This window comes from Actinomadura spongiicola (assembly GCF_003432485.1).
Taxonomy (GTDB): domain Bacteria; phylum Actinomycetota; class Actinomycetes; order Streptosporangiales; family Streptosporangiaceae; genus Spirillospora; species Spirillospora spongiicola.
In genome coordinates this window covers 335,335-348,073 of record NZ_QVNQ01000002.1, presented here as the reverse complement: position 1 = coordinate 348,073, position 12,739 = coordinate 335,335, and the positions used below count along the sequence as shown (strand labels likewise).

Annotated in this window: 11 protein-coding genes; 3 read left to right on the top strand and 8 right to left on the bottom strand. The window is 70.3% G+C overall.

Annotated elements, in window-relative coordinates; all coding sequences use genetic code 11:
- Positions 1–54: 54 nt before the first annotated feature.
- The 6 genes from D0T12_RS06345 to groES form a co-directional block, all read right to left on the bottom strand.
- Entirely contained in the window at positions 55–471 is a 417-nt protein-coding gene (locus tag D0T12_RS06345; protein WP_147339411.1) for a hypothetical protein, read from the bottom strand.
- A 152-nt stretch (positions 472–623) separates the two neighbouring features.
- Positions 624–1,388, bottom strand: coding sequence for a transposase (locus tag D0T12_RS06340; protein ID WP_158581425.1), 765 nt, complete (start codon positions 1,386–1,388; stop codon positions 624–626).
- Between the two features lie 633 nt (positions 1,389–2,021).
- Positions 2,022–2,615 (bottom strand): hypothetical protein, encoded by a 594-nt coding sequence (locus tag D0T12_RS06335; RefSeq protein WP_147339410.1) that lies wholly within the window; start codon positions 2,613–2,615, stop codon positions 2,022–2,024.
- A 275-nt stretch (positions 2,616–2,890) separates the two neighbouring features.
- A complete protein-coding gene (locus D0T12_RS06330) occupies positions 2,891–3,547 on the bottom strand; it encodes a sigma-70 family RNA polymerase sigma factor (protein ID WP_407642041.1) in 657 nt (218 codons plus the stop codon).
- Positions 3,548–3,859: 312 nt separating this feature from the next.
- Positions 3,860–5,488 (bottom strand): chaperonin GroEL, encoded by a 1,629-nt coding sequence (gene groL / locus D0T12_RS06325; RefSeq protein ID WP_117398443.1) that lies wholly within the window; start codon positions 5,486–5,488, stop codon positions 3,860–3,862.
- An 87-nt stretch (positions 5,489–5,575) separates the two neighbouring features.
- Positions 5,576–5,884, bottom strand: a complete 309-nt coding sequence (gene groES / locus D0T12_RS06320) for a co-chaperone GroES (protein ID WP_067629509.1) — start codon at positions 5,882–5,884, stop codon at positions 5,576–5,578.
- A gap of 248 nt (positions 5,885–6,132) precedes the next feature.
- Here groES and D0T12_RS06315 point away from each other — a divergent pair, with 248 nt between their 5' ends.
- The 3 genes from D0T12_RS06315 to D0T12_RS06305 all read left to right on the top strand — a co-directional run bounded on the left by D0T12_RS06315 (position 6,133) and on the right by D0T12_RS06305 (position 10,822).
- Complete coding sequence (locus D0T12_RS06315; protein ID WP_117398442.1) at positions 6,133–7,350, top strand: class I SAM-dependent methyltransferase; 1,218 nt, start codon at positions 6,133–6,135, stop codon at positions 7,348–7,350.
- Positions 7,351–8,007: 657 nt separating this feature from the next.
- On the top strand, positions 8,008–9,657 hold the full coding sequence (locus D0T12_RS06310) for a coiled-coil domain-containing protein (RefSeq protein ID WP_117398441.1): 1,650 nt from the start codon (positions 8,008–8,010) through the stop codon (positions 9,655–9,657).
- A gap of 223 nt (positions 9,658–9,880) precedes the next feature.
- The gene (locus tag D0T12_RS06305; protein WP_117398440.1) at positions 9,881–10,822 is read left to right on the top strand and encodes a phosphotransferase family protein; all 942 of its coding nucleotides are present in this window, start codon (positions 9,881–9,883) and stop codon (positions 10,820–10,822) included.
- Here the strand turns inward: D0T12_RS06305 and D0T12_RS06300 are convergent.
- Positions 10,792–11,508, bottom strand: a complete 717-nt coding sequence (locus D0T12_RS06300; protein ID WP_117398439.1) for a response regulator transcription factor — start codon at positions 11,506–11,508, stop codon at positions 10,792–10,794. The genes D0T12_RS06305 and D0T12_RS06300 overlap by 31 nt on opposite strands.
- Before the next feature lie 29 nt (positions 11,509–11,537).
- Complete coding sequence (locus D0T12_RS06295; RefSeq protein ID WP_117398438.1) at positions 11,538–12,689, bottom strand: sensor histidine kinase; 1,152 nt, start codon at positions 12,687–12,689, stop codon at positions 11,538–11,540.
- Positions 12,690–12,739 lie beyond the last annotated feature (50 nt).

Below are 12,739 nucleotides of genomic sequence, written 5' to 3'. Positions count from 1 at the left end.
CTAAAGCCGGAAGTCGGGCCGGGCCGCGGCGATCCAGAGCCCGGCGGTGAACGCCTACTGCTGCGGGACGGAGGTCAGAAAGAGCGACGAATCTTGGAAGGTTCCGCTGTCATGCACACCGTGGCCGCCGGTATGGTTCTGCTGCTCGTCGTCGAACCGGTCGCCGAGCGGTTTATCGCTGGCCTCGGGCGTCACCGTGAAGCCGGTTTCGAGTGTCTGCCGATTTCCCTCTAGGCTGTTCCAGGGAAGCGTGCTCTCGTGCGGAAATGCATCGTCCATCAGGAAGTTCGCAGCGTCGCCAACTCCGCCGAGGCCGGTCGGTTCGGCCGTGAAGGGCGTTGTGACCACGCCGTACTGGAGAGGCCTTTCGGTCGCCTTGTGGCGTGAGGCTTCAGCCCACGTAACTGATATCGAGTGGCCTAAGCCAACAGGCCCGGCCGCGACAATCTCCGAACGCCAGCGCGCACGCATCGAACCGCCGCCTCCACAGGTCGATCAAGTCCAGGTCAAGCATCAGCGGCGGGTTCCCGTTTCACAAGATCCGCAAGACATCGCGTTGCACAAAACCGGACAAAAGGTGCAGGATTGTGTTCGCGCAGATGGGCGCCGGCGGCTTGGGGAACTCAGCTCGCGGGGGCGAAAAAGGCACGTGCCAACGCTGTGACCAGCGCCGATGGGACCGGGTTCATGAACGAGGCCGGGGCGCGTAGCCCTCGTCTCGCAAGATCGGCCAACAGCGTGGTCCACGCCTCCACCGACTCGGCCGAGCCCGGGGCCAGGGCCATGAAGGTCGGTCGCCCATCGCGCATCACGCCGCCGGCCACCAGCACCGAACCATCCGCAGCCGCGAAGGGCGCCGCCCCGAAGAATATTGATCCGGGCTCGCGGCCATCGAACCGGCGTCGTCCCCACGCTTCACATTCCTGGACGACCCGGCCACTGATCAGCGCAAGCGTCGTCGGCGACACCGCGAGGGGCGTCGTGCCGAGCGAACGGGTGAGGGCGTCCTGGACCTCGGCTGCCGTCAGACGCCTCACGTGCGCGGCGACCACGAGGGGAGCGAGCGGCTGGACGTCGATGGTCTGCATGCCGTACAACCTCGACACGAAACCACCACCGCCGCGGAGTCGCGGCCACCAGAGCTCGACCGGGCCCGCCGTGGTCCTGATCATGACGACCCGATGACCGCTTCGAACGCCGGGTGCCGGTCCGCTCTTGCCGACCGTCCGCTGCTCGCCGCTGTCACGTCCCAAATAGAGTGCGACTTCCGCGTCCAGCGTGGCTTGGAGCACCAGCTGTGTGCTCAGCCGCCCGACTTCCGTCACCACCTGCGACGGTTCGTGAACGCCGTCAAACAGCGAGTCAAGTCGCATCAGAATTCTGTCCACCGGACGAGTCCTCATCAACCACTCTCCAGGCGAAGCGCGCGGACGACGCCCACGGCGCGAACAATGAACCCGATGAGCCACCGGATGCTGGAGGACAGTAATCGCTGAACAATGAAAGATCAACTAACATCACTGCGCTAGAAATCACAGGACGGACCGCCGACTCATGCGGCAGTGAAAAGTTGAATACTCCGCGTTATTCGCCAGGCGCCGCCAGCAGAAGACGAGTTCGCGGGCATGCCCCATTGAAGAGATGTTGCGTCCCGGAGAAGCCCATGACATGTCAACGCGCCGAGGTACCTCGAATCTGGAGTCCAAATCGCATGACAACGAGCGATGGCACCATTACGGCCAGACACGCAGAGACGCCAAACATGTTATACGAAATTCGACGAGAGTTGAACTCACTTGTCAGGGTCGAGAGCCTGAAGATTGTCTGCCGGGGAGGGCGCTAGGGCTTGTTTCGCCGTAGCCTCAGCCCGCGCCGAACGCGTTACCCGGCCGGTGGAGCGACGCCGTAGGCGAGCGCAACCGGGCGGATCGCGAAGCGATGCCGCGTTCGCCCAGGCCCGGTCACGCAGCGAGCCGCCAGGCGAGCGCAGTGGGCCGGGCCTGCAATCAACAGAGCACGCCTTAGTCGTTGCGGCAGTGGTGGCAGTGGTCCAGGTATGGGTGGGTGCGTTCTTTCGGGTGGCTTCGGATGCCGGATGAGGGGGAACGCGGGGACTTGTCTCCGCCGTAGGGGCGGCGGGGGGCTTCGGCGGTGCCGTAGCCGCCGGGTGGGGCGGAGTAGGCGGACATGCCTGGGGGGTTCTGCGGGCGCGGGTGGGCCGGGGGTGCGGGTGGGAACAGGTACCTCGGGCGCGTCCTGGTCTGGTCGCGGTCCTTGCGGGGGCCGGACGGTTTGCGTGGGGCGGCCGGGCGGTCGGTGTCGGCGACCGGGCGGAGGCGCGGGCGGGGGGCCTCGGCGTGGAAGCCGGCGTCGGTGTCGGTCGCCGGGGGCTTCTTGGCGTCGGCCGGTGGGGCGGCGGGGCTTGTCGGGGCCGGGCAGGCGGCGGGGCGGTCTACGGCGCCGCCGCCGGCGGCCGCCACTCCGGTGCTGGCGAGGACGGCTCCGGCCACGCCCAGGGCGACGATGGTGCGGGGGCCGCGGCGGCGGGGACCCGAGCCGGGGCCGGGCGGGGTCGGGGGCGGGGACGCCTCGGGCGCGGGGTCCTGGTCGTCCACGTCGGTGATCAGGGCGCTCAGGAGGCGTACGGCGGGGTCGTCGGTGTGGCGTGGTCGGCCGGTGTCCGTGCCCTCAGGGAGGGTCGCGGAACGGGCCGTGGAACCGGCAGCGCGCCGGGCCGCCAGGGAGTCGATGATCGCGTCCGTTCGGCGTACCTCGCTGAGGTCGGCGGGTGCGGTTCGTGTTCCGCTCGCCGGCGCGGGGGGATCGCCGGAGTTCGAAGGCTCGGTTGGACCCGGGGCGCCCCGTATGCCAGTGAAGGGGCCGCGCTCCGTCAAGCGATCGACTCCTCTCTGGCCATCGCCCGAAGCCGGGCCAGAGCCCGGTGCTGCGCGACCCGTACCGCCCCCGCGGACATGCCCAGTACATTACCGGTCTCCTCGGCCGACAGGCCCGCCACGACCCGCAGCAGCACCAGCTCGCGCTGGTGGTCGGGAAGGCGCGTCAGCAGGTCGCGGGCGCGCTGGGCCTCGATGTAGCGGACCACCGTCTCCTCGGGCCCGGGACGGTCGTCGGGACCGTCCGGCAGGTCCTCGGTCGGCACGGCCGCGCGGACCGCGCTGCGCAGCGCGTCAGCGATCTTGTGCGCGGCGATGCCGAAGACGAACGACGCGAAGGGACGGCCCATGTCCCGGTAGCGGGGCAGGGCCGACAGGACGGCGATGCAGACCTCCTGGGCGACGTCGTCGGCGATGTGGTACTGCCCGGAGACCCGTCCGAGACGGGCCCGGCAGTATCGGACGATCATGGGACGCACCTCGGCGATCAGCACCTCGATGGCCCCGGGGTCACCCTGGACGGCGAGGTTCGTCAGCTCCTTGAGGTCTCCGTCCGCCGTCTTCGTCGCGCGCAGAACCCTGATCCCACGGCCGGTGTCGTGGGGTGGTGGAGGGGCGGGCCCTCCCGAGGGCTCGGCAGTGCGCGCGGTCATGGTCCCGGCGTAGCATCCCTCGGTCACGTCAAGCATGATGCCCAGCACTCCCGGGCGTGTCTCCACCGCCATTGACAACGGAATGGTCACAGTGCTGGAGCAAACCTGGGAATACTACGTACGGACATCGAAAAACTACTGAGAGTCTCGGATTTTGCAAGCCGGATGTACCGGACGGACGACCTGAAATAGCTCAAGGAGCTAGTTAATAGGTAATTCCTACATAGATAGGCGAGACCCCCGTCCGGGTGGACGGGGGTCTACCGACGATCGCCGGACGGGACGAGCCGCGCGCCCGTCCGGCGGACGGTCTCAGTGGCCGTGGCCGTGCCCGTGGCCGTGACCGCCACCGGCGGCCTCCTCGGGCTCCTCCGGCTTGTCGACCACGAGCGCCTCGGTCGTGAGCAGCATGCCCGCGATCGACGCGGCGTTGGTGACCGCCGAACGGGTGACCTTGACCGGGTCGATGACGCCCTGGGCGATCAGGTCGCCGTACTCCTGGGTCGCGGCGTTGTAGCCGTGGCCCTGCGGCAGGTCGCGCACCTTGGAGACGACGACGTAGCCCTCCTGGCCGGCGTTCTCGGAGATCCAGCGCAGCGGCTCGTCCAGCGCGCGGCGGACGGCCTCGGCACCGGTCGCCTCGTCGCCGGACAGGCCGAGGGTGTCGAAGCCCTCCTTGGCGACGTGCACCAGGGCGGCGCCGCCACCGGCGACGATGCCCTCCTCGATCGCCGCGCGGGTCGCGGAGATGGCGTCCTCCAGGCGGTGCTTCTTCTCCTTGAGCTCCACCTCGGTGGCGGCGCCGACGCGCAGCACGCAGACGCCCCCGGCCAGCTTGGCCAGGCGCTCCTGGAGCTTCTCCCGGTCCCAGTCGGAGTCGGAGTTCTCGATCTCGACCTTGATCTGGTTGATCCGGGCGGTCACGTCCTCCGTGGAGCCCTCACCGTCGACGATGGTGGTGGCGTCCTTGGTGACGGTGATGCGGCGGGCGCGGCCGAGGTCCTCCAGGCCGATGGAGTCGAGCTTGAGGCCGATGGCCTCGCTGACGACCTGGCCGCCGGTGAGCGTGGCCATGTCGCCGAGCATCGCCTTGCGGCGGTCGCCGAAGCCCGGCGCCTTCACCCCGACGGACAGGAACGTGCCGCGGATCTTGTTGGCGACCAGCAGCGCCAGGGCCTCGCCCTCGACGTCCTCGGCCACCACCAGCAGCGGCTTCTTGGTCTGGGCGACCTTCTCCGCCAGCGGCAGGAACTCCTGCACGTTGGAGATCTTGCCGTCCACGATGAGCACGTAGGCGTCCTCCAGGACGGCCTCCATGCGCTCGGGGTCGGTGACCATGTGCGGCGACAGGTAGCCCTTGTCGAACTGGAGGCCCTCGGTGAACTCCAGCTCCAGGCCCATGGTGTGGGCCTCCTCGACGGTGATGACGCCGTCCTTGCCGACCTTCTCGAACGCCTCCGCGATCAGCTCGCCGATCTGCGGGTCCTGCGCGGAGATGGTCGCGACGTGCGCGATCTCGCCCTTCTCCTCGACCTCGCGGGCCGTCTTGAGGAGCTGGTCGGACACGTACTGGGCGGCCGCGTCGATGCCGCGCTTGAGGCCGAGCGGCGACGCGCCGGCGGCCACGTTGCGGGTGCCCTCACGGACCAGCGCCTGCGCGAGGACGGTCGCCGTGGTGGTGCCGTCGCCCGCGATGTCGTTGGTCTTGGTCGCCACTTCCTTGGCGAGCTGGGCCCCGAGGTTCTCGTAGGGGTCCTCCAGCTCCACCTCGCGGGCGATGGTGACGCCGTCGTTGGTGATCGTCGGCGCGCCGAACTTCTTGTCGATGACGACGTTGCGGCCGCGCGGGCCGATCGTCACCTTGACGGCGTCCGCGAGAGCGTTGACGCCGCGCTCAAGAGCCCGGCGAGCGTCCTCCTCGAACTCCAGGATCTTCGCCATGCGGATTCTCCTCTTTCACGCGATTCGCCCCGGATCGGCCCGCCGAAGGCGGCGCCGACCGGGGCGGGTGCATCACGTTCTCGGTGATTACTTCTCGATGACGGCCAGCACGTCGCGGGCGGAGAGGACGAGGTACTCCTCGTTGTTGTACTTGACCTCGGTGCCCCCGTACTTGCTGTAGAGCACGACCTCGCCGACCTTCACGTCGACCGGGACGCGCTCGCCCTTGTCGTCGACGCGGCCCGGGCCGACCGCGATGACGGTGCCCTCCTGGGGCTTCTCCTTCGCGGTGTCCGGAATGACCAGGCCCGACGCGGTGGTGGTCTCGGCCTCAAGCGGCTGGACGACGATACGGTCCTCGAGCGGCTTGAGAACAACCTTGGTGGCGGTCGTCACGATCTGACCTCCCCTTCGATTGGTCCTCGGCCGGCCACGGCGGGCCGGCCAGCACATGTGGCAGAAGAGGCGACCCTGGACCGGCCTGCCGTCGCGGGTGCCAGACCGACCTTCGTCGCTTGTGTTGGCACTCTCCATACGAGAGTGCCAGTCATGGAGACTATGCCGTGCCCGGTAAGCAGTCAACACGGACACGGGGAGCGCCCCGCGGCCGCCTCCTGCCATTCACCGGCGGCTAACTTCCCTCCATGGACATCGTGTCATTCCGGGCTTTGCGCGGCCCGTCCGGCCAGGCGCTTCTCCGTGAGGCGGCGAATCTGGACGTGAGCGAGAAGGCGCTGTTGACGGCGGCGTCCCGTTTGCGCGAACGGCACGACCCCGCGCTCGTCGCCGCCGCCCTCACGCAGGTGCGGTTGCGCGAGCGGGCGCGGGCGAAGTTCGGGGACGACGCCGCCCGCATGTACTTCACCCAGGCGGGCCTCGAACAGTCGACGCGGGCGAGCGTGGCGGCGCATCGGGCACGACGGTTCGCGGAGCGGCTGCCCGGAGCACGTGTGCTGGAGCTCGGCTGCGGCATCGGAGCCGACCTGGTCGCGCGGGCTCGCGCGGGGCTGCCGGGGGAAGGCGTGGAACTCGACCCGTTGACGGCCGAGGTGGCGCGGGCGAACGTGTCCGCGCTGGGGCTGGACGATCTCGCCATAGTGCGTGTGGGTGACGCGACCGGGGAGGAGCCGAATCCCTTTGATGCCGTTTTCGCCGATCCTGGGCGACGCACCGCGCGTGGCCGGGTGTTCGATCCGCGTTCGTATGAACCGCCGCTGGACGTCGTCCTGGACATGGCGGGTCGAGTGCCGGCCGCCTGCGTGAAGGTCGCGCCCGGCATCCCGCACGAGGCCGTCCCGGAGGGCGCCGAGGCGGAATGGGTCTCGGTAGGTGGTGACGTCAAGGAGGCGGCCCTGTGGCTCGGCGAGCTGGCCGGAGACGTGGGCCGACGGGCCACCCTGCTGTCGTCCGACACCGATCCACAGGTGTGGACGCTGACCCCGCAGGGCCTGGACGAGCCGGACGTGCGCGCGTGGGGCCGCTACCTGTACGAGCCCGACGGAGCCGTGATCCGCGCCCATCTGGTCGGTGAGGTCGCGGAGTCGGTCGGCGGCGGGCTCGCGGACCCGCGCATCGCGTATGTCACCTCTGACCGGCTTCGTCCCACACCGTTCGCGTCCGCGTACGAGATCGAGGACGTGCTTCCGTTCTCGGTCAAGCGGCTGCGCGCGGAACTGCGGCGGCGCGGGGTCGGGGTGCTCACCGTGAAGAAGCGCGGTTCGGCGGTGGACGTCGAACGCCTCCGCCGCGACCTCGGTTTCACCGGTGGCCGTGCGTCCCGGCGGGGCGCGGCGGCGCTGACGCTGGTGGTGACCCGGGTGGGTCGCGACCCCGTCGCCCTTCTGACCCGTCCCGTCGCCTGACAGGAGCCCGGCGCGAGCCCGCGCACGGAAATCCGCCCGAAATCGGATGGCCGGACGGCGATCAATTCCAAAGATCTTCCCGGTGCCCCGGCAGGGCCAAGAAGAGCCGGGCGACGCGTCAGGTTCGGGCAAATCATCGGCGTTTTGCGGCATCGGGTTCACCAGGGTTCGGGAGCGTCGGGCAAGGCGGCGGCCCGCACCACCAATGCGCCCGGCCCGATCGGCACCGCGAAAATCTTCGCGCCGGGTTCCCCGCGGGGCCTTCGGCACGGCCCAGAGCGACATCGAATCGGCCCGATCTCCGCCGCGCGGCATCACATCACGGCTGCGCGTGTCCGGCCGTCCGTGGCGCTCCACCGCCCGGCAACGACCGATCTCGGACGAGATGTACGGGCAGGCCGGCACCCTCCTCCCCCGGTCCGGCGACCCCGCACCCCGGCCACTTTCACGATCACACCGATAGCCGCAAAGCAGGAAAATGCCATATCAACGGGAAACCACGACTCTTCGCCCCAGCCGGGTAACAGGCACATTACACAGAACTCACAATGTTCCCTACTACCCGTTATAGCGACCGCCTACACGCACTACAGTGGCCACTCCAGAGATTCATTGCCGTGCGTCATTTCGTCGCGCCGGCACACGAAGGAGCATCGGGTGGAAACGAATCACAACTTCCTGCAGACGGGGGGTCAACCGGTCTCGGATCGGATGCGGGAGTTGCTCGCCCGTGCGGCGCAGGACCACGTCTATGAACAGCGCTCACAGGGTCAGGTCCTCGACGAGATTCGCCAGCGGCTCGAAGGCATGGAGTGGCTCCTGCGCGAGGTCCGCGAGCGGGAGCTGAGCGGGCTGACCGGACAGCTCGACGGCGTCCGCGGGCAGGTCGACGAGCTGGCGGGCAAGCCCCCGGAGTGGGCCGAGGGCCTCGCCGAGCATCTGGAGGCGTTCGGCGAGCGGGTCAAGCCCGTCGCCGAGCTCCCCGCGCTGTGGGCCGACGTCGGCGTCGTCGCCGAGAACGTCGACGAGGGCCTGTCCCGCATCCAGGCCGTCATCGACTCCGCGCAGCACATCACCGACGCCACCCAGCAGGCGTCGCAGCGCATGGACGAGATGACCAAGCGGCTCGACAAGCTGCAGGGCAGCATGGAGGCCGCGTCCGTCCGGTTCAACCGGCTCGACAAGTCGCTGGCGGAACTCGGCCACCGGTCCGAGCGCCTCGAACACTCGATCAACGGCGTCACGGCGCGGGTCGACCAGGCGCTCGGCGAGATGGCCGAGCGGATGGAGCAGGGCCTGGAGGCCGTCAACGGCAGGGTCGAGGGCGTCGGCGGGCGGCTCGACGGCCTGGACGGACGCCTCGACGGCGTCGACGGGCGCCTGGAGGGCCTGTCCGGCAAGCTGGACGGCCTGGACGGCAGGTTCGAGGGCATCGACGGCCGGATCGACGGCGTCGGCGAGCGGATCACCCGGCTCCCCGCCACGCTGGAGATGGCGGAGGTGCACCGGCTGCTGGGCGAGCTGGCGCAGCGCCCGCCCGCCGACCACAGCGACCGGTTCGACGCGCTGGAGAAGCACCTCGCCGACGCCGTCGACCCGCTGATCGAGGAGCTGCGCGCCCGCCCCGACCGCGACGAGGTCAAGGCGACCATGTCGCGGATCGCCGAGACGGCCTACAGCGACGTCGCCCGGCGCATGGACGAGTTCTCCCGCCGTTTCGAGGACGTGCACGACGACGTCCGCAAGCGCATCGAGGGCATCCACGAGGAGGTCGCCAAGCGGGTCGACGGGGCGCTGGAGGAGTTCACCGCGCAGGTCGACCTCGTGTCCCGCCGGGTCGAGTCGGTGCACGCGGACGTCACCAAGCAGGTCGAGTCCGTCCACACCGAGGTGGCGCGGCAGGTCAACGGCGTCCACCACGACGTCGGCAAGCGGATCGGCGACATCCACAGCGACGTCACCCGGCAGGTCGGCACCATCCACGAGGACGTGGTCAAGCAGGTCGGCACCATCCAGGAGGACGTCGCGCGGCAGGTCGGCGGCGTCCACGACGAGTTCGCCCGGCGCGTCGAGGGTCTCCAGGACGAGGCCGCACGCCGCGCCGACGCCGCGCAGGCCGAGGTCGCCAAGCGGTTCTCGCATGTCGAGGACGAGGTCGGCAAGAAGGTCGACGGCGTCCACGACGACGTCTCGAAGCAGGTCAACGCCGTGCACGAGGACGTGTTGAAACGGCTGTCCACGCTGGAGGAGACGATGCTCGCCCTCGCCGAGGCGCTGCTGCGCCCCCGCCGCGAGACCAAGGACTGACCGGCGCGACCACGCGCGACGACCGGAGCGGATTTCGGGCGGGGGTGGACGGCCCCGCCCGAGCCGCTCCGGCGGTGTTCGGATACCCCACGGGATCCGCGAGGTATGTCCGGCAAAGCGCCGTGACGACCGAAGGTGTTCCACCACGGCACCGCGATGACGTGCATTTTGTTACGTTCCGTCTTCGCAAAATCACTCCCAATACCCTTCGGAATCGGTTTTCATGGATCAGGTGACTCGCACACCGGCTCCCTGCCTGTCGACCGGCGCCGCCGAACCCGACCCCACCACCCTGCGCTGGGTCGAGGAGTGTCTCGGCAAGGGCGCCGAGGTCCGCATGGTGCGGCCGCTCGCGGGCGGCTCCGCCCACGCCAACCACGCTCTCCTCGTCGAGAGCCGCTCCGGCAGCGCGCATCGTCTGGTGCTGCGCCGCTGGACGTATCGGGAGCCGGTGTCCGCGCGTCGTCCGCACGGCAGCGAGTTCTCTCCGGAGCGTGAGATCGCCGCGCTCGCCCTGCTCGCCGGCTGCGAGATCCCCACCCCGGCGCTCGTCGCCGCCGATCCCGCCGGCGCCTACTGCGACGTCCCGGCCCTGCTCATCACCCGGCTCGGCGGCCATCCGCCCCGCCCGTCCCCGGACGACCTGCCCGAGTACCTGATCCAGCTCGCGGCGGCGCTGCTGCCGGTGCACGCGTTGAACGGGGCGTCCACGATGCCGCCGTACGTGCCGCACAACCGGCTCGAAGTGCGGCTTCCGCCCCGGCACGCGCTGCGGCCCGGGCTGTGGGAACGCGCCTACGAGGTCGCCGCGCGTCCCGCCCCGGAGGCGCCGGTCCGGTTCGTCCACCGCGACTACCACGCCGACAACACGCTGTGGTCCTTCGGGAAGCTCACCGGCGTCGTCGACTGGTCGGACGCCTCGTCCGGTCCGGTCGCGATCGACATCGCCCGGATGCGCCGCGGTCTCGCGCTCCGCTACGGGCCGTCCGTCGCCGACCATTTCCTCGCCACGTTCGACCAGGTCTCCGGCGGCTACCCGCACGACCCGTACTGGGACGTCCGCAGCCTCCTCGACCTGCTTCCCGAGGAGGACGGCCGCGTCATGGACGAGGCCCACGTCCCCCTCTACGAGGACTACCTCTCCCGGCTCCTCCCCGACTGTTGACCGGGGTCCGTCGCCGGCGCGTGCGGGGCGCGGGCGAGGCCCGACCGGTAGGCGATGACGACGAGTTGGGCACGGTCGCGGGCGCCCAGCTTCATTTTGGCGCGCTGGACGTGGGTGCGGACGGTCAGCGGGCTGACGAACAACTCCCCGGCGATCTCGGTGTCGGACTTTCCGTCGGCGACGAGGGTCGTCACCTCGCGTTCGCGGGCGGTGAGGGCGGCCACGTCGCCGCGGAGGGCGTCCGCGCCGGGTTCGGGTGCGGCGAGGAAGCGGCTGATGAGCGAGCGTGTGGCCGGGCCGGACAGGAGCGCGTCACCGGACGCCACGGTGCGGATGCCGTCGAGGAGCCCGTCCGCGGAGACGTCCTTGCCGAGGAAGCCGCTCGCGCCCGCGCGCAGGGCCCGCGCGACGTGCTCGTCGGTCTGGAACGTGGTGAGGATGAGGACGCGGGTGTCCGCCAGGTCCGGGTCGGCGCAGACGGCCTCGGTCGCGGCGAGGCCGTCGGTGCCGGGCATGCGGATGTCCATGAGGACGATGTCGGGACGGTGCGCTCGGGCCAGCTCGACGGTTTTCGCGCCGTCCGCGGCCTCGCCGACCACCTCCATGTCCCCGCAGGAGTCGATCAGGATCCGGAAGGTCGCCCGCAGCAGAGTCTGGTCGTCGGCGAGCAGAACGCGAATCGTCATGGGCCTTTCCCGAGAAGCTGTGGACGAGGTCAGTGGACGGGCAGTTCAGCGGTGACGGCGAAACCGCCTCCGGGACGCCGCTCCGCCCGGAGCCGTCCCCCGGCGGATAGGGCGCGTTCCCGCATCCCGATGAGGCCGAACCCGCCGCTCGGAGCGGGCGGGCGCGGGCTCGGGCCGCCGTCGTCGCTGACCGTGACGGTCAGCGTGTCGCCGGTGTAGGCGAGCCGCACGTCCGCGGTGGCCGCTCCGGCGTGCTTGGCGACGTTGGTGAGCGCCTCCTGGACGATGCGGAACGCGGCCAGGTCGACGCCGGGTGAGAGCGGTCGCGTCTCCCCGTCGACCGTGACGGTGGCGTGGAGCCCGGCGGACTCGAACGCGGACACCAACTCGTCGAGCCGTCCCAGCCCGGGCGACGGCTCCAGCGGTTCGGGATCGTCGGCCCGGCGCAGGAGCCCGACGGTGGCCTGCAACTCGCGCAGCGCCGACGCGGTGGTGCGGCTCAGCTCGGCGAGGATCTCCCCCGCCTGCCCGGGGTCGGTGCGGACGATGTGCGCGGCGGTTCCCGCCTGGGCGTTGGCGAGGGCCATGTGGTGGGCGACGACGTCGTGGAGTTCCCGCGCGATGCGGACGCGTTCCTCGGCGACACGGTGCCGGGCCTCCTCCTCGCGGGTGCGTTCGGCGTGCTCGGCGCGGGCGTGCGCGGCGTCCAGGTAGGCGCGCCTCCCCTGGACCGCCGCGCCCGAGACGATCGCCACGATGACCCAGAACGCGGGGGCGAAGGTCGCGAGCTTCTGCGCCTGGTCGTCCTCGACGGACCACTGTGCCGCGACGGCGAACACCACGATGGCGATGAGGCCGTAGACGCGGGCGATCCGCTCGGGAGTGCGGACGCCCAGGGCGTAGAACGCGACGACGAGCGGGACCATGTGCTGGTGGCCGAGGGGGTAGCCCGTGGCGCCGGCGACGACGGTGCAGGCGAGGACGAACGCGACGACGGCCCCAGGGTGGCGGCCGCGCCACACCAGGGCCAGGCAGGCGGCGCTCGCGGGCAGGGCCCCGGGCCACCAGCCCGTCTCGGAGTCGATGTACTGGCCGAGGGTGATCGCGTACACCAGCAGCAGGAGGACCGCCTCGGCGAAGCGCGGACGGCGGTCGGTGAACCGCCGCCAGGTGTTGAACATGAGGCTCTCCCGGATTGCCTGTACCCCATGATGGGGCACGGATCGGTGGG